This window comes from Streptomyces sp. NBC_01210, from assembly GCF_036010325.1.
GTDB lineage: Bacteria > Actinomycetota > Actinomycetes > Streptomycetales > Streptomycetaceae > Streptomyces.
The window spans coordinates 2295043-2318077 of the sequence record NZ_CP108549.1 but is presented as its reverse complement, the minus strand read 5'-3'; the positions used below and the strand labels follow the sequence as shown (position 1 = coordinate 2318077).

20 protein-coding genes are annotated in these 23035 nt (G+C 69.4%); 17 read left to right on the top strand and 3 right to left on the bottom strand.

Annotation, left to right across the window (positions count from 1 at the left end):
* The first annotated feature begins 199 nt into the window (after positions 1 to 199).
* From OG735_RS10530 to OG735_RS10450, 17 genes are all read left to right on the top strand, one after another.
* Positions 200 to 802: a papain-like cysteine protease family protein gene (locus OG735_RS10530; protein WP_327322875.1), complete on the top strand. Its 603-nt coding sequence runs from the start codon at positions 200 to 202 to the stop codon at positions 800 to 802.
* A gap of 5 nt (positions 803 to 807) precedes the next feature.
* Positions 808 to 1587: a hypothetical protein gene (locus OG735_RS10525; RefSeq protein WP_327328270.1), complete on the top strand. Its 780-nt coding sequence runs from the start codon at positions 808 to 810 to the stop codon at positions 1585 to 1587.
* A gap of 223 nt (positions 1588 to 1810) precedes the next feature.
* Positions 1811 to 3808 carry an excinuclease ABC subunit UvrC gene (uvrC, locus tag OG735_RS10520; RefSeq protein ID WP_327322874.1) on the top strand — a complete coding sequence of 666 codons (1998 nt, stop codon included), beginning with the start codon at positions 1811 to 1813 and terminating at the stop codon, positions 3806 to 3808.
* Complete coding sequence (rapZ, locus tag OG735_RS10515) at positions 3805 to 4743, top strand: RNase adapter RapZ (RefSeq protein WP_327322873.1); 939 nt, start codon at positions 3805 to 3807, stop codon at positions 4741 to 4743. The genes uvrC and rapZ overlap by 4 nt, the downstream gene beginning before the upstream one ends.
* Positions 4740 to 5774, top strand: a complete 1035-nt coding sequence (locus OG735_RS10510; protein WP_327322872.1) for a gluconeogenesis factor YvcK family protein — start codon at positions 4740 to 4742, stop codon at positions 5772 to 5774. The genes rapZ and OG735_RS10510 overlap by 4 nt, the downstream gene beginning before the upstream one ends.
* Positions 5765 to 6754 carry a DNA-binding protein WhiA gene (gene whiA / locus OG735_RS10505; protein WP_215093490.1) on the top strand — a complete coding sequence of 330 codons (990 nt, stop codon included), beginning with the start codon at positions 5765 to 5767 and terminating at the stop codon, positions 6752 to 6754. Before OG735_RS10510 ends, whiA begins: the two co-directional genes overlap by 10 nt.
* Before the next feature lie 164 nt (positions 6755 to 6918).
* Positions 6919 to 9867, top strand: a complete 2949-nt coding sequence (locus OG735_RS10500; RefSeq protein WP_327322871.1) for a M14 family metallopeptidase — start codon at positions 6919 to 6921, stop codon at positions 9865 to 9867.
* Between the two features lie 216 nt (positions 9868 to 10083).
* Positions 10084 to 11088 carry a type I glyceraldehyde-3-phosphate dehydrogenase gene (gene gap / locus OG735_RS10495; RefSeq protein WP_327322870.1) on the top strand — a complete coding sequence of 335 codons (1005 nt, stop codon included), beginning with the start codon at positions 10084 to 10086 and terminating at the stop codon, positions 11086 to 11088.
* Between the two features lie 99 nt (positions 11089 to 11187).
* Positions 11188 to 12399, top strand: coding sequence for a phosphoglycerate kinase (locus tag OG735_RS10490; RefSeq protein ID WP_327322869.1), 1212 nt, complete (start codon positions 11188 to 11190; stop codon positions 12397 to 12399).
* A 7-nt stretch (positions 12400 to 12406) separates the two neighbouring features.
* On the top strand, positions 12407 to 13195 hold the full coding sequence (gene tpiA / locus OG735_RS10485) for a triose-phosphate isomerase (protein WP_327322868.1): 789 nt from the start codon (positions 12407 to 12409) through the stop codon (positions 13193 to 13195).
* A 107-nt stretch (positions 13196 to 13302) separates the two neighbouring features.
* A complete protein-coding gene (secG, locus tag OG735_RS10480) occupies positions 13303 to 13539 on the top strand; it encodes a preprotein translocase subunit SecG (protein WP_326649177.1) in 237 nt (78 codons plus the stop codon).
* Between the two features lie 135 nt (positions 13540 to 13674).
* Entirely contained in the window at positions 13675 to 14010 is a 336-nt protein-coding gene (locus OG735_RS10475) for an RNA polymerase-binding protein RbpA (protein ID WP_078947476.1), read from the top strand.
* Between the two features lie 103 nt (positions 14011 to 14113).
* On the top strand, positions 14114 to 15325 hold the full coding sequence (locus tag OG735_RS10470) for an MFS transporter (RefSeq protein ID WP_327322867.1): 1212 nt from the start codon (positions 14114 to 14116) through the stop codon (positions 15323 to 15325).
* A 51-nt stretch (positions 15326 to 15376) separates the two neighbouring features.
* Positions 15377 to 17026, top strand: a complete 1650-nt coding sequence (pgi, locus tag OG735_RS10465; RefSeq protein WP_327322866.1) for a glucose-6-phosphate isomerase — start codon at positions 15377 to 15379, stop codon at positions 17024 to 17026.
* 4 nt (positions 17027 to 17030) lie between these two features.
* Positions 17031 to 17531, top strand: a complete 501-nt coding sequence (locus OG735_RS10460; RefSeq protein ID WP_327322865.1) for a PH domain-containing protein — start codon at positions 17031 to 17033, stop codon at positions 17529 to 17531.
* Positions 17528 to 19081 carry a PH domain-containing protein gene (locus OG735_RS10455; RefSeq protein WP_327322864.1) on the top strand — a complete coding sequence of 518 codons (1554 nt, stop codon included), beginning with the start codon at positions 17528 to 17530 and terminating at the stop codon, positions 19079 to 19081. Before OG735_RS10460 ends, OG735_RS10455 begins: the two co-directional genes overlap by 4 nt.
* Positions 19078 to 19488 (top strand): DUF3052 domain-containing protein, encoded by a 411-nt coding sequence (locus OG735_RS10450; RefSeq protein WP_327322863.1) that lies wholly within the window; start codon positions 19078 to 19080, stop codon positions 19486 to 19488. The genes OG735_RS10455 and OG735_RS10450 overlap by 4 nt, the downstream gene beginning before the upstream one ends.
* A gap of 194 nt (positions 19489 to 19682) precedes the next feature.
* On the opposite strand, the gene pgl is transcribed toward OG735_RS10450, so the two are convergent.
* The 3 genes from pgl to zwf are packed head-to-tail and all read right to left on the bottom strand — an operon-like array spanning position 19683 to position 23031.
* On the bottom strand, positions 19683 to 20465 hold the full coding sequence (gene pgl, locus OG735_RS10445) for a 6-phosphogluconolactonase (protein WP_327322862.1): 783 nt from the start codon (positions 20463 to 20465) through the stop codon (positions 19683 to 19685).
* Positions 20462 to 21502, bottom strand: coding sequence for a glucose-6-phosphate dehydrogenase assembly protein OpcA (opcA, locus tag OG735_RS10440; protein ID WP_327322861.1), 1041 nt, complete (start codon positions 21500 to 21502; stop codon positions 20462 to 20464). The genes pgl and opcA overlap by 4 nt, the downstream gene beginning before the upstream one ends.
* The gene (gene zwf, locus OG735_RS10435) at positions 21499 to 23031 is read right to left on the bottom strand and encodes a glucose-6-phosphate dehydrogenase (RefSeq protein WP_327322860.1); all 1533 of its coding nucleotides are present in this window, start codon (positions 23029 to 23031) and stop codon (positions 21499 to 21501) included. The genes opcA and zwf overlap by 4 nt, the downstream gene beginning before the upstream one ends.
* Positions 23032 to 23035 lie beyond the last annotated feature (4 nt).

The window sequence follows — 23035 nt, the reverse complement described above, 5'->3', positions numbered from 1 at the left end:
GAGGGTGGCGAACCGCTGTGGGTGGGCGGCGACAGGCGTGCAGGTGGAGCGGGACGGAGGTGTTCACATCCCGGCCGCAGCATTCACAGCGCGTGTCACCCCGCATTGAAGCGTGTTGACCTGGTCTCGACAAGGACTGATGCTCATCCGCAGCGTCCGGACGCGCTCCTCCATCCCCACCCCCCTCGGGAGGAACGCGATGCGCAACACCGAGAGACGGCTGCCTGCCGCAGTGGCCGTCTTGGCTGCACTGATCACCCTGCCCATGCCGACAGCGACCGCCGCGCAGACGGACGCCCCCTCCGTAACCCCTGCCACCCTCGCCTGGAAGCGCCTGGACATCACCATGCAGGCGCAGCAGAAGACCAACTGGTGCTGGGCGGCCGGTGGCAACACCATCGCGGCGTACTTCGGCAGGAATTACTCCCAGAACCAGTTCTGCAACGCCGCCTTCAGCCGCCAGCAGGGCAGCGAGTGCCCCAACTCGCAGGCCACGCTCGGCAATGTCCAGACCGGCCTGCGCTGGGCCGGCATCAACTCCGGGTCGTATGTCACCGGCTGGCTGCGCTACCCGACCGTACAGACCGAGATCGACGCCAACCGCCCCGTCGAGACCCGTATCCAGTGGTCGAGCGGCGGTGGGCACATGCATGTGATCTACGGCTACGACGACGCCGACAGCTGGGTCCACTGGGGCGATCCATGGCCCTCCAACGACCGCTACAACTGGGCCTCCCACGCCTGGTACGTCGACAACGACTCCTTCTCCTGGACGCACTCGCTCTACCGGATCGGGGCGTGAGCGCGATGAAGAGGACCCCACGCGCCTCCGTCACCGCGGCCTTCGCGGCCTGTCTCTCCCTCGGCGCCATCGGCACGGCCACCGCCGCCAGCTCCGGCGCCGGCGGCCCCTCCGCGGCGGACCGTGCCGAGGCCGGGCGCGCCGCCACGGCCCCCGCAACCCTTCAGACCCTGTCCCGTTTCTTCGCCGGCGACGGGGCCGCCACCAGGGCGGTGGCCGCTCCCCGCGTCGAAGGCGGCACCGTCCCCGTCTACACGCTCACGCCGGAGTTCGTGGCCGGGAAGGCGGGCGCTCCTGTCGCCCGGCTGGAGTTCCTCGCCGCCCAGGCGGTGTCGTCCGACGGTCAGAAGGCCTCGCTGTGGACGGCCCGCCTGAGCGGTCGGTGGCAGGTGGTCAACATCGCCACCGGCGACGACGAGATCCGGTACGCGGAGCAGGGCGCCCGCAAACTGCCCGGCGGCACGGTCTTCCGTGAACCGCAGATCGACGCCTGGTACGTCAACAAGGGCGCGAAGGTCCTCCCGCTGGACGAGGACGCGATACGGGCGGTGGGCAGCCACGGCATGACGCTCGCCGCCTACCGGGCCCGGGTCCGGGCCGCGTACGCGGACAAGCTCCCCGGGTCGGCTTACGCGAGGAAGGGCGGCGCGGGCGGCTACGCCGCGCATGAGGAGAACGACCGGAACGGCGCGGTCACCTTCGCCTCGGTGGCCGCCGGAGCAGGCGCCCTCGCGGCCCTCGCCCTGTGCGGGCTGACGGCCGTCCGTCTGCGCCGCCGCGCCTGATCGGCCGGAGGCTCCGCCCCGGACCGCGGCCGACCTTCGGTCGTGCCCCCGGACGCCGGGCGGTCTGAATTTCAGCCCCTCCGGCGCTTGAGGTGGGAGCCCCCGGTAGGGGGAGGGGTTCAGGGCGGAGCCCCGACGAGTCCCGGGCGCCCGGCGCTTCCCCCACGGTGCCGGGTGCCCGGACATGACCGCACTGTCACCGCCCGCCAGTAGGGTGGTCGACATGGCAGACCCCTCCAGCTACCGCCCCAAGCCGGGACAGATCCCCGACTCCCCGGGGGTCTACAAATTCCGCGACGAGCACCGCCGGGTGATCTACGTCGGGAAGGCCAAAAGCCTGCGCCAGCGCCTGGCCAACTACTTCCAGGATCTGGCGAATCTGCACCCCCGCACCCGCACCATGGTCACCACGGCAGCCTCCGTCGAGTGGACCGTCGTCTCCACCGAGGTCGAAGCGCTGCAGCTGGAGTACTCCTGGATCAAGGAGTTCGACCCCCGGTTCAACGTCAAGTACCGGGACGACAAGAGCTATCCGTATCTCGCGGTCACCCTCAACGAGGACTTTCCACGGGTCCAGGTCATGCGTGGCGCCAAGAAGAAGGGGGTGCGCTACTTCGGTCCGTACGGACATGCCTGGGCGATCCGCGAGACCGTCGACCTTATGCTCCGCGTCTTTCCCGTACGCACCTGCTCCGCCGGGGTTTTCAAGAACCACGCCCAGAAGGGCCGGCCCTGCCTGCTCGGCTATATCGGCAAGTGCTCGGCGCCCTGCGTGGGCCGGGTCACCCCCGAGGAACACCGCGAACTGGCCGAGGAGTTCTGCGACTTCATGGCCGGCCGCACCGGCACGTACATCCGCCGCCTGGAGAAGCAGATGATGGCGGCCGCCGACGAGATGGAGTACGAGAAGGCCGCCCGGCTGCGCGACGACATAGGGGCCCTCAAGCGGGCCCTGGAGAAGAACGCCGTCGTGCTGGCCGATGCCACCGACGCCGATCTGATCGCCGTCGCCGAGGACGAGCTCGAAGCCGCGGTACAGATCTTCCACGTCCGCGGCGGACGCGTCCGCGGCCAGCGCGGCTGGGTCACCGACAAGGTCGAGGCCGTCGACACCGCCGGCCTTGTCGAACACGCCCTGCAGCAGCTGTACGGCGAGGAGCGCGGCGATGCCGTCCCCAAGGAGGTGCTCGTCCCCGCCCTCCCCGAGGACACCGACGCGGTCACCCAGTGGCTGAGCGACCGCCGCGGCTCGCACGTCTCGCTCCGCATCCCGCAGCGCGGCGACAAGAAGGACCTGATGGCGACGGTCCAGCGCAACGCCGTACAGGCGCTCGGCCTGCACAAGACCAAACGCGCCAGCGATCTCACCACCCGCTCCCGCGCACTGGAGGAGATCGCCGAGGCCCTCGGCCTCGACTCGGCGCCGCTGCGGATCGAGTGCTTCGACATCTCGCACCTCCAGGGCGAGGACGTCGTGGCGTCCATGGTGGTCTTCGAGGACGGCCTGGCCCGCAAGAGCGAGTACCGCCGCTTCCAGATCAAGGGTCGTGTCGGAGACGAGCAAATCTGGCACGGCGAGGGGCAGGACGACGTCCGGTCCATGCACGAGGTGGTCGCCCGCCGCTTCAGGCGGTACCTCGCAGAAAAAGACAAGACGGGGGAGTGGATCGGTGACGACACCCCCGACGACGACGGAAAGCCCAAGCGCTTCGCATACCCGCCCCAGCTCGTCGTCGTCGACGGCGGACAGCCCCAGGTGGCCGCTGCCCAGCGTGCCCTCGACGAGCTCGGCATCGACGATGTCGCCGTCTGCGGCCTCGCCAAGCGCCTCGAAGAGGTCTGGCTGCCGCACGACGACGACCCCGTGGTCCTGCCCCGCTCGAGCGAGGGCCTGTATCTGCTTCAGCGGGTACGTGACACGGCTCACGACTTCGCCATCCGCTACCAGCGCTCCAAGCGGCGCCATCGCATCAGGACAAGCCCGCTGGACGCGATCCCCGGCCTCGGCGACACCCGGAAGCAGGCCCTGATCAAGCATTTCGGCTCGGTGAAGCGGCTGAAGCAGGCGACAATCGAGCAGATCTGCGAGGTACCGGGCATGGGCCGGAAGACGGCGGAGGCCGTCGTAGTGGCCCTCGCCCAGGCGGCTCCTGCCGCGCCTGCCGTGAATACGGCAACAGGAGAGATCATTGAAGAGAGCGACGGGGGCAGCACGACATGACTGAGCACGATGGAGACGGAGCAGCAGACGTGAGTACGGGCACCACGACCGAGCCCGGCGAAGCCGCTGACGCGGCCATCCCCGAGCTGGTCATCATCTCCGGAATGTCGGGCGCCGGGCGCAGCACGGCCGCGAAGTGTCTCGAGGACCTCGGCTGGTTCGTCGTCGACAACCTGCCGCCCGCGCTGATCCCCACCATGGTGGAGCTCGGCGCCCGCTCGCAGGGCAATGTCGCCCGGATCGCCGTCGTCGTCGACGTACGCGGCCGGCGGTTCTTCGACAACCTCCGCGAATCCCTCGCCGACCTCGACTCCAAGCAGGTCACCCGGCGGATCGTCTTCCTCGAGTCGTCCGACGACGCCCTGGTCCGCCGTTTCGAGTCGGTCCGCAGGCCCCACCCCCTCCAGGGCGACGGCCGGATCGTCGACGGCATCGCCGCCGAGCGTGATCTGCTGCGCGAGCTGCGCGGCGACGCCGATCTGGTGATCGACACCTCCAGCCTGAACGTCCATGAGCTGCGCGCCAAGATGGACGCCCAGTTCGCGGGCGACGAGGAGCCGGAGCTGCGCGCCACGGTGATGTCGTTCGGATTCAAGTACGGACTGCCGGTCGACGCGGACCTCGTCGTCGACATGCGCTTCCTGCCGAACCCGCACTGGGTCCCGGAGCTGCGCCCCTTCACCGGCCTCAACGAAGAAGTCTCGAACTACGTCTTCAACCAGCCCGGCGCCAAGGAGTTCCTGGACCGCTACACCGAGCTGCTCCAGCTGATCGCCGCGGGCTACCGGCGCGAGGGCAAGCGGTACGTCACCATCGCGGTCGGCTGCACCGGCGGTAAGCACCGCTCCGTCGCCACGTCCGAGAAGCTGGCCGCCAGGCTCTCCTCGGCCGGGATCGAGACCGTCGTCGTCCACCGGGACATGGGGCGCGAGTGACCGGACGCAATCTCCGTCTGCGGCGGCTGCGCAGGTCCACGCACGCGCTGTCGGGACGGAAGCGCGGCGCGCAGCCCAAGGTTGTCGCGCTCGGCGGCGGCATGGGCCTGTCCGCGTCGCTCACCGCCCTGCGCCGTATCACCGGCGACCTCACCGCGGTCGTCACCGTCGCCGACGACGGCGGCTCCAGCGGCCGGCTCCGCGACGAGCTCGGCGTGCTGCCGCCCGGTGACCTGCGCAAGGCCCTGGCGGCGCTGTGCGGCGACGACGACTGGGGCCAGACCTGGGCCCGGGTGATCCAGCACCGCTTCCAGTCCCAGGGCGAACTGCACGAACACGCGGTCGGCAATCTGCTGATAGTGGCCCTGTGGGAGCAGCTCGGCGACCATGTCCTGGCCCTGGACCTGGTCGGCAAACTGCTGGGTGCGCACGGCCGGGTACTGCCGATGTCCGCCGTGCCACTGGAGCTGCAGGCGCTGGTACGGGGCCATGACCCGGCGCGCCCCGACGATGTGGACACGGTGCGCGGCCAGGCGACCGTCGCGCTGACACCCGGTGAGGTGCAGTCGGTACACCTCGTCCCGCACGACCCGCCCGCCGTCCCCGAGGCCGTCGCCGCCGTCCTGGACGCCGACTGGGTGGTTCTCGGCCCTGGCTCCTGGTTCTCCTCGGTGATCCCGCATCTGCTGGTGCCCGAGCTGCTGGACGCGCTGATCGAGACGAAAGCCCGCCGGGTCCTCTCGCTCAACCTCGCGCCGCAGCCCGGTGAAACCGATGGCTTCTCACCGCAGCGTCATTTGGAGGTTTTGGGACGACACGCGCCTAAACTCGCCCTGGACGTGGTGCTGGCCGACGAGGCCGCTGTGCCCGACCGCGAGTCCCTCGCCGACGCCGCCAGGCGGTTCGGCGCCGCGGTCGAGCTGGCGCCCGTGGCCTCGCCCGACGGAGTTCCGAAGCACGACCCGGAGCTGTTGGCCGCCGCGTACGACCGTATTTTTCGGATGCATGGAAGGATCGGCCCATGGCGATGACGGCAGCGGTGAAGGACGAAATCTCCCGGCTTCCCGTCACCCGGACCTGCTGCAGAAAGGCAGAGGTCTCGGCGATTCTTCGGTTCGCGGGCGGGCTGCACCTGGTCAGCGGTCGCATTGTGATCGAGGCGGAGCTGGACACAGGGATCGCGGCGCGGCGGCTCAAGCGGGACATCCTGGAGATCTTCGGGCACAGCTCGGAGCTGATGGTGATGGCGCCGGGCGGACTGCGCCGCGGCTCCCGCTACGTGGTACGGGTGGTGGCAGGCGGTGACCAGCTGGCGCGTCAGACCGGTCTGGTCGACGGCCGCGGCCGCCCGATCCGCGGACTGCCGCCGCAGGTTGTCTCCGGCGCAACCTGTGACGCGGAGGCCGCCTGGCGCGGCGCGTTCCTGGCGCACGGCTCGCTCACCGAGCCGGGCCGCTCCTCCTCGCTCGAGGTCACCTGCCCCGGTCCGGAGGCAGCCCTCGCCCTGGTCGGCGCGGCCCGCCGGCTCTCCATCGCCGCCAAGGCCCGCGAGGTACGCGGCGTGGACCGTGTCGTCGTACGGGACGGGGACGCGATCGGCGCGCTGCTGACCCGTCTCGGGGCGCACGAGTCCGTACTGGCCTGGGAGGAGCGGCGGATGCGGCGCGAGGTGCGCGCCACCGCCAACCGCCTCGCCAACTTCGACGACGCCAACCTGCGCCGCTCGGCCCGCGCCGCGGTCGCCGCCGGTGCCCGGGTGCAGCGCGCGCTGGAGATCCTCGGCGAGGAGGTGCCCGAGCATCTCGCCGCCGCCGGCCGGCTGCGGATGGAGCACAAGCAGGCCTCTCTCGAGGAGCTGGGGGCGCTCGCCGACCCGCCGCTGACCAAGGACGCGGTCGCGGGCCGGATCCGCCGGCTGCTGGCGATGGCCGACAAGCGGGCCCAGGACCTCGGCATTCCGGGTACGGAGTCCAATCTCACCGAGGAGATGGCGGACGGCCTCGTCGGCTGAGTGTCCGCTGAATGTCAGCCTCCACGTTTCACCGACCGCTGTCGGCGCCCTCGCGGCGCCGACAGCGTCGTTGTGTCCACCCGTAAGCACTCTTGACATGATCATGAGGTGATATGAGCCTGGCGTCTGGCCACTTTCGTGGCACACAACAGCAAGGGGGGCTAATGAGACGCAGAGCGAGATCGATCCTCGCAGCGGCTTCACTGCTCGCAGCCGGACTGGCGGCGGCACCGATCGCCCAAGCTCAACAGGGGGGCGAGGGCGGCGACGGACTCTCCGTATGGCACGCGAAAGTCGGCAAGGCGCAGGTGCCGCTGATCCTCGCCGCAGGCACCGACGCTCATGAACTGACCGAGCAGGTGCCCGACAAAGGCACCGCCACCGTCGAACTGTTCCTCACCAAGAAGCAGGCCGGCGAACTGCGCGGGCAGGGCGTCGACATCACCGAGCACACGGTCTCGGCCAAGTCGGAGAAGCGCGTGGCGGCCGCGGGCGACGGCGTCTTCCGCCCGTACAGCGGCGACAACGGTCTGCAGCGCGAGATCCTCGCCACCGGACAGGCCAACCCGAACCTGACCAAGGTCGTCAGCATCGGCAAGACCCTCAAGGGCCAGGACATCCTCGCGCTCAAGATCAGCAAGGGTGCCAAGAAGTACAAGGACGGCTCCAAGCCCTCCACGCTGTACGTCTCCAATCAGCACGCCCGCGAGTGGATCACCCCCGAGATGACCCGGCGGCTGATGCACTACTACCTCGCCAACTACGGCAAGGACCCGCGGGTCACCAAGATCGTGGACTCCACCGAGCTGTGGTTCGTCATCTCCGCCAACCCCGACGGCTACGACTACACCTTCACCGGCACCGACCAGCGCCAGTGGCGCAAGAACCTGCGCGACAACAACGGTGACGGCAAGATCGCCCCCGGCGACGGCGTGGACCTCAACCGCAACTTCGCCTACAAGTGGGGGTACGACAACGAGGGTTCGTCCCCCGACCCGGCCGACGAGACCTTCCGCGGCACCGGCCCTGCCTCCGAGCCCGAGACCAGGGCCCTCGACGCCTTCGAGAAGCGCATCGGTTTCGAGTACGGCATCAACTACCACTCCGCGGCCCAGCTGCTGCTGTACGGAGTCGGCTGGCAGGTCGCGACCCCGACGCCGGACGACGTCCTCTACAAGTCCCTCGCCGGTACGCCCGAGAAGTCCGCGGTTCCCGGCTACCGCCCACAGGTCTCCTCCGAGCTCTACACCACCAATGGCGAGGCCGACGGACACGCCGCCAACGTCAACGGGATGATGATGTACACCCCGGAGATGTCGACCTGCGGAACTGCCTCGCGCATCGACCCCAACGACCCCTGGAACGCGGCCGACTGCGCCTCGGTCTTCACCTTCCCGGACGACGAGAAGCTGATCCAGCAGGAGTTCGCCAAGAACATCCCGTTCGCGCTCTCCGTCGCCGAGACCGCCGCCCACGCCGACCAGCCGTCCTCCTCGCTGGGGCTGACGGCCGCGGACTTCACCCCTGACGCCTTCACCACCTCCTACGCGCGCGGTGGCGACCAGGAAGTGTCCGTCGTCGCCCGCAAGTCGGTACGCGACAAGGAGCTCAAGTACCGCGTCAACGGCGGCCGTACGCACGACCAGGCACTCAAGGCATGGAAGGGCGGCGAGACCTACGGCGGCCACGACAACATCCGCTTCGACGAGTACCGCGCCAAGGTGCAGGACGGCGACGTCGGAGACAAGGTCGAGGTCTGGTTCACCGGCGAGACCAGGGCCGGAAAGCCGACCGCCAGCGAGCACTTCACGTACACGATCGCCGAACGGCCGCGCGGCGACACGCTGGTGCTCGCGGAAGAGGGTGGCACCGTCGCGGCGCAGCACACCGCCGCATACACCAAGGCCCTCGCCGACAACGGCCACAAGGCCGCCGTCTGGGACGTCGCCACACAGGGCGTCCCGAACGCCCTCGGCGTACTCGGCAACTTCGAGACGGTCGTCTGGTACACCGGCGCCAACCAGCCCTCCGCGGCGACCACCCGGGCCGTACGGGACTTCCTCAACGAGGGCGGCAAGCTGATCAACGCCGGTGAGCAGGCCGGCGGCAATATCGACCTCGGCGGCGCCGACTCCAACGACTTCTCCCAGTACTACCTCGGCGCCTACAACCGGATCGGGCTCAAGTCCCCGCCGTCCTTCGCGGGCGCCGGGAAACTCGCGGGTGCGAAGGCCTCTCTCGCCGATGCGCCCGGCAACCCGCTCGACCTGGCCGGTGCGTACACCGTCACCTCGGACACCTTGAAGCCCGACCAGTTCCCGAAGTTCAGGAGCGCGCCCGCGGGCGACTTCCCAGGTATCCGCACCCCGTTCGAGCCGGCCGAAGGCTCCTGGTTCGCGGCGGCGAAGCACCAGGACAACGCGTACATGCGGCTGGCACGGACCGTGGACCTGTCCGGGACGGCGGCCGGCGCCAAGCCGAGCCTGCAGTTCCAGCTCAGCTACGACACCGAGCGCGGCTACGACAACGTCATCGTGGAGGCGCACACGGTCGGCCAGGACGACTGGACGACCCTGCCGGACGCCAACGGCGGCACCACCACCACGGTGCCCGTCCAGTGCGAGGAAGGCTTCTATGTGGCGGGCCACCCCTTCCTCGCCCGCTATCTGACCGTCGCCGACAGCGGCTGCACGGCGACCGGCACCAGCGGCGCCTGGAACCGCTTCACCGGCTCCTCCAACGGCTGGCAGCCGGTCTCCATCGACCTCAGCGCCTACGCGGGCAAGCAGGTCGAGCTCTCCGTCTCCTATGTCTCGGACCCGGGCACCGGTGGAATCGGCGCCTTCGTCGACGACACCAGGCTGGTCGTCTCCGGGACCGCGCAGGGTCCCGAGGGCTTCGAGACCGCCCTCGGACCGTGGAGCGTCCCCGGACCGCCGGCCGGCAGCCCCGGGAACGCGGGCGACTGGGCGCGTGCCCAGGCGCTCTTCCACACACAGGCGGCCATCACCACCCGGGACACCGTGCTGCTGGGCTTCGGTCTGGAGCATGTGCCCGGCGCGGTCGACCGCAAGCAGGTCATCGGAAAGGCGCTGAGCGCCCTCCGACGCTGACGCTGCGTAGCCGGGACCGGGTCGGCCACAACGCCCTGGTCCCGGCGGAGGTCCGGCGGCTCTCACCCCTACTGGGGGGTAGGGTCCGCCGGGCCACGCACGGAGCCTCTCGATGTCACTCCGGCGCCGCCAGGAGGGTAGGGTCGTAGGCGGTCGGGGACATCCCATACAGCTCGCCGGCGTCGAAAACCGGCGTACCAACGAGGAGATCGGTTCGTGACGATCCGCGTAGGCATCAACGGCTTTGGCCGCATCGGTCGTAACTACTTCCGCGCGCTGCTGGAGCAGGGTGCTGACATCGAGATCGTGGCTGTCAACGACCTTGGTGACACCGCGACCACCGCCCACCTGCTGAAGTACGACACCATCCTGGGCCGCCTCAAGGCCGACGTGTCGCACACCGAGAACACGATCACCGTCGACGGCCGCACCATCAAGGTGCTGTCCGAGCGCAACCCCGCCGACATTCCGTGGGGCGAGCTGGGCGTCGACATCGTGATCGAGTCCACCGGTATCTTCACGAAGAAGGCCGACGCCGCGAAGCACATCGCCGGCGGCGCCAAGAAGGTCCTCATCTCGGCTCCGGCCAAGGACGAGGACATCACCATCGTGATGGGCGTCAACCAGGACAAGTACGACGCGGCCAACCACCACATCATCTCCAACGCCTCCTGCACCACGAACTGTGTGGCGCCGATGGCCAAGGTCCTCCTCGAGAACTTCGGCATCGTCAAGGGCCTGATGACGACGGTTCACGCGTACACGAACGACCAGCGCATCCTGGACTTCCCGCACTCGGACCTGCGCCGCGCCCGCGCCGCCGCCGAGAACATCATCCCGACCACCACCGGTGCCGCCAAGGCCACCGCGCTGGTCATCCCGGAGCTGGCGGGCAAGCTCGACGGCATCGCGATGCGCGTCCCGGTCCCCACCGGCTCCGTGACCGACCTGGTCATCGAGCTCGAGCGTCAGGTCACCAAGGACGAGGTCAACACCGCGTTCCAGAAGGCCGCAGAGGGTGAGCTCAAGGGCATCCTGGACTACACCGAGGACGCGATCGTCTCCTCGGACATCGTCAACTGGCCGGCCTCCTGCACCTTCGACTCCTCCCTGACCATGGTCCAGGGCAAGAACGTCAAGGTCATCGGCTGGTACGACAACGAGTGGGGCTACTCCAACCGTCTGGTCGACCTCACGGTCTTCGTCGGCGGTCAGCTCTAATCAGTAACGAGAGCAGCAACATGTGAACGACAGGGCTCGGGCAGCGCAACGCAGCGCAGTCCGAGCCCTGTCGCACGTCCAGCCTGAGGAGCCCTATTCATGAAGACGATCGACGAACTTCTCGCCGACGGGGTCGCCGGCAAGCGGGTATTCGTCCGCGCCGACCTCAATGTGCCGCTCGACGGCACCACCATCACCGACGACGGCCGTATTCGAGCTGTTGTGCCGACTGTCGCCAAGCTCGCCGAGGCGGGCGCGCGCGTCGTTGTCGCCTCCCACCTGGGCCGCCCCAAGGGTGCTCCGGACCCGGCCTTCTCGCTCGCCCCGGCCGCGAAGCGCCTCGGTGAGCTGCTCGGCGCCGAGGTCGCGTTCGCGACCGACACCGTCGGCGCTTCGGCCAAGGCCGTCGTCGCGGGCCTCGCCGACGGCCAGGTCGCCGTTGTCGAGAATCTCCGCTTCAACGCCGGTGAGACGTCCAAGGACGACGCGGAGCGCGGCGCCTTCGCCGACCAGCTCGCCGAGCTCGCGGATGTGTACGTCGGCGACGGCTTCGGAGCCGTACACCGCAAGCACGCTTCGGTGTACGACCTGCCGGCCCGCCTGCCGCACGCCGCCGGCTACCTCATCGCCACCGAGGTCCGTGTCCTCAAGAAGCTCACCGAGGAGGTCGAGCGCCCCTATGTCGTGATCCTCGGCGGCGCCAAGGTCTCCGACAAGCTCGGTGTCATCGACTCGCTGCTCGGCAAGGCCGACCGCATCCTCATCGGCGGCGGCATGGCCTACACCTTCCTCAAGGCCAAGGGCTACGAGGTCGGCATCTCCCTCCTCCAGGAGGACCAGGTCCCGACCGTCACCGAGTACATGGAGCGCGCCGAGAAGAACGGCGTCGAGCTGGTGCTTCCGGTCGACGTCCTGGCCTCGAGCGAGTTCCCCGACCTGAAGACCAAGGCCCCGGCCGACTTCATCACGGTCGACGCGGACAAGATCCCCGCCGGCAAGGAGGGCCTGGACATCGGCCCGAAGTCGCGCGAGCTCTTCGCGTCGAAGATCGCCGACGCCGAGACCGTCTTCTGGAACGGTCCGGTCGGCGTCTTCGAGCACCCCGACTACGCCGAGGGCACCAGGGCCGTGGCTCAGGCGCTGCTCGACAGCAACGGCTTCACCGTCGTCGGCGGCGGCGACTCGGCCGCTGCCGTACGCACGCTGGGCTTCGACGAGAACGCATTCGGCCACATTTCCACCGGTGGTGGCGCCAGCCTCGAGTACCTCGAGGGCAAGACGCTCCCCGGCCTCGCCGCACTGGAGGACTGACCCCCTTATGACTGATATTGCTCAGGGCCGTTTCCCGTTCATGGCGGGCAACTGGAAGATGAACCTCAACCACCTCGAGGCCATCGCGCACGTCCAGAAGCTCGCCTTTGCCCTGGCGGACAAGGACTACGACGCCGTCGAGGTCGCCGTCCTGCCGCCCTTCACCGACCTGCGGTCCGTACAGACCCTGATCGACGGCGACAAGCTCAAGATCAAGTACGGCGCCCAGGACCTCTCGGCGCACGACTCAGGTGCGTACACCGGTGAGATCTCGGGCTCGATGCTGTCCAAGCTGAAGTGCACCTACGTCGTCGTGGGCCACTCCGAGCGCAGGCAATACCACGCCGAGACGGACGAGCTCTGCAACGCCAAGGTGAAGGCGGCCTACAAGCACGGCCTGACCCCGATCCTCTGCGTCGGCGAGGGCCTGGACATCCGCAAGGCGGGCAACCAGGTCCAGTACACGCTGGCTCAGCTCGACGGCGGGCTGAAGGACATCCCGGCCGAGCAGGCCGAGTCCATCGTGATCGCGTACGAGCCGGTGTGGGCCATCGGTACCGGCGAGGTCGCGACCCCCGAGGACGCGCAGGAGGTCTGCGGGGCGATCCGCGGGCGTCTTGCCGAGCTGTACTCCCAGGAGCTGGCCGACAAGGTCCGCATCCAGTACGGCGGCTCGGTGAAGTCCGGGAACGTCGCCGCGATCATGGCGCAGCCCGATGTGGACGGTGCTCTGGTGGGCGGTGCCTCGCTGGACGCCGAGGAGTTCGTCAAGATCGTCCGGTTCCGCGACCAGTAAGTATGCGGTAGCGCAGATCCGTCGTACCCTTGCGGGGGCCGAGCAGGCATCATGGAAATGCCACTCGGCCCCCGTCATCCATTCAGTCCGAGGAAGTTGGTCCAGCCGTGATTGTCGGGTTCTCGATTGCCCTGATCGTCTTCAGCCTGCTGATGATGCTGCTGGTGCTGATGCACAAGGGGAAGGGCGGCGGTCTCTCCGACATGTTCGGTGGCGGTATGCAGTCCTCGGTCGGTGGATCCTCGGTCGCCGAGCGCAACCTCGACCGCATCACTGTGGTTATCGGTCTGCTGTGGTTTGCGTGCATTGTCGTACTTGGTCTGCTGATGAAGCTGGACAGCTGACCTATGCCTTCCGCGTCCCGGGGTCGGGTGTAACTCCAATCACTGGACGAGCGTTGGGCCTTACGTAGACTGGGGCACTCGCGGCGCAGCCGCTGTGAGACGCTGTGCAGCACCATCACGCAGGGAGTTACGACCGTGGCAAGTGGCAACGCGATCCGGGGAAGCCGGGTCGGAGCGGGGCCGATGGGCGAGGCTGAGCGAGGCGAGTCCGCGCCACGCCTCCGCATCTCCTTCTGGTGCTCCAACGGGCACGAGACGCAGCCGAGCTTCGCCAGTGACGCACAGGTCCCGGACAACTGGGACTGCCCGCGCTGCGGGTTCCCGGCCGGCCAGGACCGGGACAACCCGCCGGACCCGCCGCGCACCGAGCCGTACAAGACGCACCTCGCGTACGTACGCGAGCGGCGCAGCGACGCGGACGGCGAGGCGATCCTCGCCGAGGCGCTCGCCAAACTGCGGGGCGAGATCTAGAAGTTGCGGTCCGGCCGGACACCCAAGGTGCCCGGCCGGATTTTTTGCTTCGGTGTCAGTGGCACCCCTTACGGTTCTGAATCACGGACCGGAAGGGGATGTTGTGACGGCGACCGAAGCGGCACAGGCGCGAACACCCGCATGGCGCGGGGGGTTCGGACGGCTGTGGACGGCCGCCGTCGTCTCGAAGTTCGGCGACTCGCTCCAGATCGCCGCGATGCCGCTGCTCGCCGCCTCACTGACCGACGACCCGCTGCTGATCGCCTCCGTGACGGCGTGCGGCTATCTGCCCTGGCTGCTGTTCGGACTGCTCGGCGGCGCGGTCGCCGACCGGGTTGACCAGCGGCGGGCGATGTGGGCCGTCGATCTGCTGCGGGGCGCGCTGATGGCCGCCTTCGCCGTCGCGGTGTGGCTGGATCTGGGCTCGATGGCCCTGCTGTTCGGACTCGCCTTCGCGCTCACCACGCTCCAGACGCTCTTCGACAACGCAGCCACCGCCCTGCTGCCCTCGCTGGTGCCGGCCGAGGCGCTGGGCAGTGCCAACGCCAGGCTGATGACCGCACAGCAGATCGTCGGCGGCTTCCTGGCCGCGCCGGTGGTACCGGTGCTGCTCGTCGTGGGCGCCGCCGTGCCGTACGCGGCGGATGCGGCGACGTATGTCGTGGCGGCGGCCCTCGTCGCCTCGCTGCGGGTCACTGCGCCATCGAGGGCTACCGGAGCGACGGGCAGCACTCTGCGCGGCGAGATCGGGGAAGGGCTACGGACCCTGTGGCGGGACCGCGCGCAACGCGGACTCTGTATCGCCACCACCCTCTGCAACATCGGCATGGGCGCCCTCATCGCCACCCTCGTCGTCCATGTCACCGGCTGGCTGGACGCCGGGAACGGCGGGTATGCGGCGGTGATCACGGCCGTCGGGGCGGGCAGCGCGGTCGGCGGTCTGCTGGCCCGCAGGCTCTCCGAGCGCCTCGGCCGAATACGGAGCGTGTTCGCAGCCGGGATCGTGCAGACCGGATGCCTGGTCGCGATGGGATCGGTGCGCGAGCTGTGGGTGACGCTCACCGCCATGGCGGTCTTCGGGGTCATGGGCATGGTGTGGAACGTCAATCGGACGACGCTGATGCAGGAGCGCAGTCCGGCGGCGATGCTGGGCCGGATCGGCTCCGCCTTCCGTACGCTCGCGGTCGCCGGAGCCCCGCTCGGCGCACTGCTGGGCGGTGCGGCGGCCGCCGCCTGGGGACCGAACACACCCGCTCTGCTGGCGGCCGGACTCTTCGTGTCGGCTGTCGCGTCGCTGACCCCGCTGATCAATTAGGTTGGAGATGCAGTGGGGCATGCAGGCAGGTACGAGAAGAAGTGGGCTGAGATGAACGCAGAAGGCCGTACCAGGCTCAACCGGACGCCCGAATGGACTGCTCTCGGCAAGCACCGCGAGCAGCTGGGGGAGACGCATCTGCGGGAGCTGTTCGCGGCCGATACGGCGCGCGGCACCGGGTACACCCTCCAGGTCGGCGATCTGTACCTCGACTACTCCAAGCATCTGGTGACCGACGAGACGCTGGCCTTGCTGCGCGAGCTGGCCGTGGCCACCGACGTATCCAGGCTGCGGGACGCGATGTTCCGCGGCGAGAAGATCAACACCACCGAGGACCGCGCCGTTCTGCACACGGCGCTGCGCGCCCCGCGTGACGCCGTGATCGAGGTGGACGGCGAGAACGTGGTGCCCGCGGTGCACGCGGTGCTCGACAAGATGAGCGCCTTCTCCGACCGGATCAGGTCGGGCGAGTGGACCGGGCACACCGGCAAGCCCATCAAGAACGTCGTCAACATCGGCATCGGCGGATCCGATCTGGGCCCGGCGATGGCATACGAGGTACTGCGCTCCTACACCGCACGCGAGCTGACGTTCCGCTTTGTGTCGAACGTCGACGGGGCCGATCTGCACGAGGCCGTAAGGGACTTGGACCCGGCCGAGACGCTCTTCATCATCGCCTCCAAGACCTTCACCACCATCGAGACCATCACCAACGCCACATCCGCCCGCGACTGGCTGCTCACCGGTCTCCAGGCCGGCCAGGAGGCCGTCGCCAAGCACTTCGTGGCGGTGTCGACGAACGCCGAGAAGGTCGCCGGCTTCGGCATCGACACGGCGAACATGTTCGGGTTCTGGGACTGGGTCGGCGGGCGGTACTCCTACGACTCCGCCGTCGGCCTCTCGCTGATGATCGCGATCGGCCCGGACCGCTTCCGGGAGATGCTCGACGGCTTCCACCTGGTCGACGAGCACTTCCGTACGGCCCCGGCGGAGGCCAATGCGCCGCTGCTGCTGGGCCTGTTGGGGGTCTGGTACGGCGAGTTCTTCGACGCGCAGACGCATGCGGTGCTGCCGTACTCGCACTATCTCAGCAAGTTCACCGCCTACCTCCAGCAGCTCGACATGGAGTCCAACGGCAAGTCCGTGGACCGCGAGGGCAATCCGGTGGACTGGCAGACCGGTCCGGTGGTCTGGGGCACGCCCGGCACCAACGGCCAGCACGCGTACTACCAGCTCATCCACCAGGGCACGAAGATGATCCCGGCGGACTTCATCGGCTTCGCCAATCCGGTCGCGGACCTGGCGCCGGGTCTGGTCGCCCAGCACGATCTGCTGATGGCCAACTTCTTCGCGCAGACGCAGGCGCTCGCCTTCGGCAAGACCCCGGAGGAGGTACGGGCGGAGGGCGTGCCCGAGGAGCTGGTGCCGCACAAGACGTTCCGGGGCAACCACCCGACGACGACGATCCTCGCCGAGGAGCTGACGCCGTCCGTGCTGGGGCAGTTGATCGCACTGTATGAGCACAAGGTGTTCGTCCAGGGCGCGATCTGGAACATCGACTCCTTCGACCAGTGGGGTGTCGAGCTCGGCAAGATTCTCGCGAAGAAGATCGAGCCGGTGCTGACCGAAGGAAGGGGTGAGCAGCTGGACAGCTCGACCTCGACGCTCGTCGCCAAGTACCGCACGCTACGCGGTCGTTGAGCAGATGACGGGGGAGGGTGCGGTGCGGCTGAGGCCGCCGGACAACATGCTCAATGAGCGGGTCGTCGGCTGGTGGCGGGTGCAGTGGCTGCTGACGACCGCCGTACCGGTGGCGGTCCTGGCCGTGCTGGGCGCGCTGATCGCGCCCGCACGGCCGTGGCTGCTGACGGTCGCCTGGGTGCTGGGGGTGCTGGGCCTCGCCTGCACCGCCTTTTTCCCCGCGTGGTGGTTCCGGGTGCACCGCTGGGAAGTCACGGACGAAGCGGTCTATGTCCATACGGGCGCGTTCTGGCAGGAGTGGCGGATCGCACCCATGTCCCGGATCCAGACCGTGGACACGCTGCGCGGGCCGCTGGAACAGGCTTTCAGGCTCGCCACGGTCATCGTCACCACCGCCTCCTCCAAAGGTGCGATCAAGATCGAGGGGCTCGACCATGAGCTCGCGGCGGAGCTCGCCGAGCAGCTGACCCGGATCACCCAGGCCACGCCCGGGGACGCGACATGAGTTCCCCGCAGGACGGCTGGCAGCGACTCGACCGGCGTACGGTCCTGGTCACCGCGCTCGTCATGGCGGGCGTGGTCGCGGGTGCCGGGCTGCCCATCGCCCTCGGCCTCGCGGGCGCCATGCCGCTGTGGCAGGCGTTCGGCCGGGTGCTGGCCGGGGCGCTTCTGCTCGTCGCCGCGGGCACGGGCGCGGACTACGTACGGTGGCGCCGGACCCGCTACCGCATCGGCCCCGAGCGCGCCGAACTCCACACGGGACTGCTGCTGGTCAAACGCCGTTCGCTGGCCCGTGAGCGCATCCGCAGCGTCGATCTGACCGCCAACCCGCTGCTGCGTGTCCTCGGCCTGGTCAAGGTGCGTATCGGCACCGGCGAGCACAGTGCGGGCGGCGAGTCCACGCTGGAGCTGGACCCGGTCAGCAGGGCGGCGGGCGAGTGCCTGCGCAGGGAGCTGCTGGCGCGGGCCGCCGGCCCGTCCGGCACCCACCGCGAGGGCACGCTCGCCGCACGCGACCCGTCCTGGATCCGGTATGCGCCGGTCTCCTTCGTCGCCCCGCTGCTGGGCGGCGCGGCGGTCGGCGGTGTGATGCAGGTCAGCGAGTGGTTCGGGGCGCAGGGCAAGGTCATCGACTGGGTCGGGGACCGTTTCCGGGACACCCCGGTCGTCTGGATGCTCGTGGTGCTCGTCGTCGCGGCCGGGGCCGCGGGCGTCGTCGGCGCGCTCGGCCTCTGGATCGAGATGTGGTGGAACTACCGCCTGGAGCGTGAGCCCGGCGGCACGCTGCGGGTGCGGCGTGGTCTGTTCACCGCCCGCTCGATCTCCATGGAGGAGAGGCGGCTGCGCGGCGTCGAACTCGTCGAGCCGCTGGGCGTGCGGATGTTCGGCGCCGCCCGGGTGGACGCCGTCGCCACCGGGCTCGTCAAGGACGACGATGACAAACACGCGGACCTCAAGGTGCTGCTCCCGGCCGCGCCGCGTGCGATGGCCGACGAGGTGTCCGCGCAGGTGCTGCGCGAGACTGTGGCCCCGACGAGCGCGGCCCGGCTGACCGGCCACCCACGGGCGGCGCGCACCCGCCGGCTGCGATGGGCGCTGGCGGCGTCGCTGCCGCCGGTGCTGGTGCTCGCTGTCCTGGGCGCCCGTGTCACTCCCGTCCTGCTGTATCTCGCGGCCGCCTGCGTGGCGGCGGCGGTGCCGATCGCGGTGATCCTCGCGCTGGACGCGTACCGCAACCTCGGCCACGCCATCAGCGGCGCCTATCTGGTCGCCCGCTCCGGCACGGTCCGTCGCGCGACGGTCGCGCTGCAGCGGAGCGGGGTCATCGGCTGGACGCTGAAGCAGTCGGTCTTCCAGCGTCGGGCCGGAGTGCTGACACTGACGGCGACGACGGCCGCGGGGGCCGGGGCCTATTCGGTGTACGACGCCGCGGAGGGCGAGGGCCTGGCCTTCGCCTCGGAAGCGGTACCAGGGCTGCTGGAGCCGTTCCTGATACGGGAGGAGCGGACGACGGGCTGCGGTGCGGCCGAGGACGGCGCGACAATCCCCGTATGACCACATCCGGCTACTCGGGCACTGGGCTGGCCAAGAAGCTCGGCATCAAGCCGGGCCAGCGCGTCGCGCTCAGACACCGGCCCCGGGACTGGACGATTCCCGAGCTGCCCGAAGGTGTCAGGGTCGGCGAGCGCGGTTCACGGGACGCCGAGGTGACGCTGGCCTTCTACCGTACGCACGGCGATCTGGCAGCCGATGCGACGACGCTCGTCGAGCACCTGGCGGACCCGGCGATGCTCTGGATCGCATGGCCGCGCAAGGCCGCCGGCCTTGCGAGCGACATCACCGAGAACGCGCTGCGGGACCTGTTCCTCCCGCTCGGCATCGTCGATGTGAAGGTCGCCGCGCTGGGGGAGGACTGGTCCGGGCTGAAGTTCGTGCGGCGCGTGGAGAACCGGGCGGGGTGAGCGCCTGCGGCGGGGCTTGTCCCCCCTACCCGCCCCTTCCCCGTGACGGGGGGGCTGCGCCCCAGACCCCGGACGTCCTTCCGGGGTCCCCCCACGCAGGGGGGTGTGTCCTCAAACGCCGGACGGGCCGATTTGGCGGGACAATTCAGCCTCGCCGGCGATTGAGGCGCGGGGTCCAGGGCGGAGCCCCACGGTCAGGGCGACGCCGGCGGGTACAGGTCGCGCGGCAGCTGTGCGGCCGCCGCGGCGTCCAGCAGCCACAGCGTCCGGCTGCGTCCGTACGCGCCTGCCGCGGGAGCCTGCACCTCGCCCGCGCCCGACAGCGCGATCCTCGCCGCCTTCGCCTTGTCCTCGCCCGCCGCCAGCAGCCACACCTCGCGTGCCGCGCGAATCGCCGGGAGCGTGAGCGAGATACGGGTCGGCGGCGGCTTCGGCGCGCCGTGGACGGCGACCACCGTGCGCTCCGTCTCACGGACCGCAGGCAGTTCCGGGAAGAGCGACGCCACATGCGTGTCCGGGCCGACGCCCAGCATCAGTACGTCGAACGTCGGCACCGGGCCATGGTCCTCCGGGCCCGCCGCGGCGGCGAGTTCGGCTGCGTACGCGGCAGCGGCCGCGTCCGCGTCGTTGCCGTACTCGCCGTCCGACGCGGGCATCGCATGCACCCGGGACGGATCCAGCGACACCCTGTCCAGCAGAGCCTCGCGGGCCTGCGTGACATTGCGCTCCGGGTCGCCCTCCGGGAGGAACCGTTCGTCGCCCCACCACAGGTCGAGCCGCGGCCAGTCGATCGCGTCCCGGGCCGGTGAGCTGTCGAGGGCGGCCAGCAGGGCGTTGCCGTTGCGGCCGCCCGTCAGGACCACCGACGCCGAGCCGCGCGCGGACTGGGCGTCCACGATCTTCGTGATCAGCCGGGCCGCGGCGGCCTGCGCCATCAACTCCTTGTCACGGTGGACGACGAGTTGCGGAGCACTCACTTGGCCGCCGCCTTCTTGGCCGGAGCGGCCTTCTTGGCGGCGGCGGAGGCGGGCTTGGCATCGGACTTCGACGCACCGGACCTCGACGTATCGTCAGCCCCGTTTTCCTCCGGAGTGGCCAGCCGGTCCACGCCGAACCGCAGCGCCGACGCGTAGATGTCGTCCGGGTCGAGCCGCCGCAGTTCCTCCGCCATCAGCTCTGCCGTCTCACGCCGCTGGAGCGCCACCGCCCGGTCCGGCTGGCCCTGGATCGACAGCGTCGCCAGCGAGCCGTCCGCCCGGTCCAGCACGATCGGACCGCAGGAGGTCTCCATCCGTACGGCGGTGAGGCCGGGACCGGCGGAGAACGAGCGCTTCACCGGCACCTTCAGCCGGTCCGCGAGCCACATGGCGAGCAGCTCGCAGCTCGGGTTGAACTCCTCGCCCTCCACCTCCGCCGCGGTGACCTCGCAGCTGACCTGGTCCAGAGCGGCCGCGAGCATCGAGCGCCACGGTGTGATCCGGGTCCAGGCCAGATCGGTGTCGCCGGGGGTGTACACCTCGGCACGCCCCGCCAGCTCCTGCACCGGCTGCTCGGAGGCGTATGTGTCCGTCACCCGGCGCTGTGCCAGCGCACCCAGCGGGTCCTTGGCCGGGTCGGTCGGCGCGTTCACCGGCCACCAGACCACCACCGGCGCGTCCGGCAGCAGCAGTGGCAGCGCCACCGACTGGGCGTGGTTGATGACCTCGCCGTACAGCCGCACGACGACCGTCTCGCCGGTGCCCGCGTCAGTGCCCACCCGCACCTCGGCGTCCAGGCGTGCCTTCGCCCGGTCGCGCGGCGAACGTGAGACCCGCTTGATGACGACGAGCTTTCGCGAGGGGTGCTCGCGGGACGCATCGTTGGCCGCCTTCAGCGCGTCGTAGGCGTTCTCCTCGTCGGTGACGATGACAAGGGTGAGCACCATGCCGACGGCCTGCGTGCCGACGGCCCGGCGCCCCTGCACCAGCGCCTTGTTGATCTTGCTGGCTGTGGTGTCCGTAAGGTCGATCTTCATGGCCGACGCCAGCTCCGTCCGTCTCGTGCGAGCATTTCGTCCGCCTCGACCGGGCCCCAGGTCCCGGCCGGGTACTGCGCGGGCTTGCCGTGCTTGTCCCAGAACTGCTCGATCGGGTCGAGGATCTTCCAGGACAGCTCGACCTCCTCCACGCGCGGGAAGAGGTTGGAGTCGCCGAGCAGGACGTCGAGGATGAGGCGCTCGTACGCCTCGGGGCTGGACTCCGTGAAGGACTCGCCGTACGCGAAGTCCATCGAGACGTCCCGCACCTCCATCGAGGTGCCGGGCACCTTCGAGCCGAACCGCAGGGTCACGCCCTCGTCCGGCTGGACGCGGATGACCAGGGCGTTCTGGCCCAGCTCCTCCGTGGCCGTGTGGTCGAAGGGGGAGTGCGGGGCGCGCTGGAAGATCACCGCGATCTCCGTGACACGGCGGCCGAGCCGCTTGCCGGTACGGAGGTAGAACGGGACTCCGGCCCAGCGGCGGTTGTCGATCCCCAGCTTTATGGCCGCGTAGGTGTCGGTCTTCGACTTGGGGTCGATGCCGTCTTCCTCGAGATAGCCGACGGCCTTCTCGCCGCCCTGCCAGCCCCCCGCGTACTGTGCGCGCACCGTGTTCTTGGACAGATCCTTGGGCAGCTTCACCGCGCCCAGCACCTTGGTCTTCTCGGCCGCGAGCGCGTCCGCGTCGAAGGAGGCGGGCTCCTCCATCGTGGTCAGCGCGAGCAACTGGAGCAGGTGGTTCTGGATGACGTCACGGGCGGCGCCGATACCGTCGTAGTAGCCGGCGCGGCCGCCGATGCCGATGTCCTCGGCCATGGTGATCTGGACGTGGTCGACGTACGACCGGTTCCAGATCGGCTCGAAGAGGGTGTTGGCGAAGCGCAGCGCCAGAATGTTCTGGACGGTCTCCTTGCCGAGGTAGTGGTCGATCCGGAAGACCTCGTTGGGCGGAAAGACCTCGTGCACCACCTGGTTGAGCTCCTTGGCGGAGACCAGGTCGTGGCCGAACGGCTTCTCGATGACCGCGCGGCGCCAGGAGCCTTGCTTCTGGTCGGCGAGCCCGTGCTTCTTGAGCTGCTGGACAACCTTTGGGAAGAACTTCGGCGGTACGGAGAGATAGAACGCGAAGTTGCCGCCGGTGCCCTGCTTCTTGTCGAGGTCCTCGATGGTCGACTTCAGCTGCTCGAAGGCGTCGTCGTCGTCGAAGTCGCCCGGGACGAAGCGCATCCCCTGGATGAGCTGCTGCCAGACCTCCTCGCGGAACGGCGTACGGGCGTGGGCCTTGACGGCGTCGTGGACCACCTGTGCGAAGTCCTCGTCCTTCCACTCACGGCGGGCGAAACCGACGAGCGAGAAGCCCGGTGGCAGCAACCCGCGGTTGGCCAGGTCATAGACGGCTGGCATCAACTTTTTACGTGACAAATCGCCCGTGACACCGAAGATGACCAGGCCCGACGGCCCCGCGATACGCGGGAGCCGTCGGTCTGCGGGGTCACGGAGCGGGTTGGCTCCGCTGAGACCGGACAAGTTG

Bases quoted from the DNA above. Each gene is read 5' to 3' on its own strand.
- OG735_RS10530 (WP_327322875.1), top strand. From the start codon at position 200: ATGCGCAACACCGAGAGACGGCTGCCTGCCGCAGTGGCCGTCTTGGCT.
- OG735_RS10525 (WP_327328270.1), top strand. From the start codon at position 808: ATGAAGAGGACCCCACGCGCCTCCGTCACCGCGGCCTTCGCGGCCTGT.
- uvrC (WP_327322874.1), top strand. From the start codon at position 1,811: ATGGCAGACCCCTCCAGCTACCGCCCCAAGCCGGGACAGATCCCCGAC.
- rapZ (WP_327322873.1), top strand. From the start codon at position 3,805: ATGACTGAGCACGATGGAGACGGAGCAGCAGACGTGAGTACGGGCACC.
- whiA (WP_215093490.1), top strand. From the start codon at position 5,765: ATGGCGATGACGGCAGCGGTGAAGGACGAAATCTCCCGGCTTCCCGTC.
- OG735_RS10500 (WP_327322871.1), top strand. From the start codon at position 6,919: ATGAGACGCAGAGCGAGATCGATCCTCGCAGCGGCTTCACTGCTCGCA.
- OG735_RS10490 (WP_327322869.1), top strand. From the start codon at position 11,188: ATGAAGACGATCGACGAACTTCTCGCCGACGGGGTCGCCGGCAAGCGG.
- tpiA (WP_327322868.1), top strand. From the start codon at position 12,407: ATGACTGATATTGCTCAGGGCCGTTTCCCGTTCATGGCGGGCAACTGG.
- pgi (WP_327322866.1), top strand. From the start codon at position 15,377: ATGAACGCAGAAGGCCGTACCAGGCTCAACCGGACGCCCGAATGGACT.
- OG735_RS10460 (WP_327322865.1), top strand. From the start codon at position 17,031: ATGACGGGGGAGGGTGCGGTGCGGCTGAGGCCGCCGGACAACATGCTC.
- OG735_RS10455 (WP_327322864.1), top strand. From the start codon at position 17,528: ATGAGTTCCCCGCAGGACGGCTGGCAGCGACTCGACCGGCGTACGGTC.
- OG735_RS10450 (WP_327322863.1), top strand. From the start codon at position 19,078: ATGACCACATCCGGCTACTCGGGCACTGGGCTGGCCAAGAAGCTCGGC.
- opcA (WP_327322861.1), bottom strand. From the start codon at position 21,502: ATGAAGATCGACCTTACGGACACCACAGCCAGCAAGATCAACAAGGCG.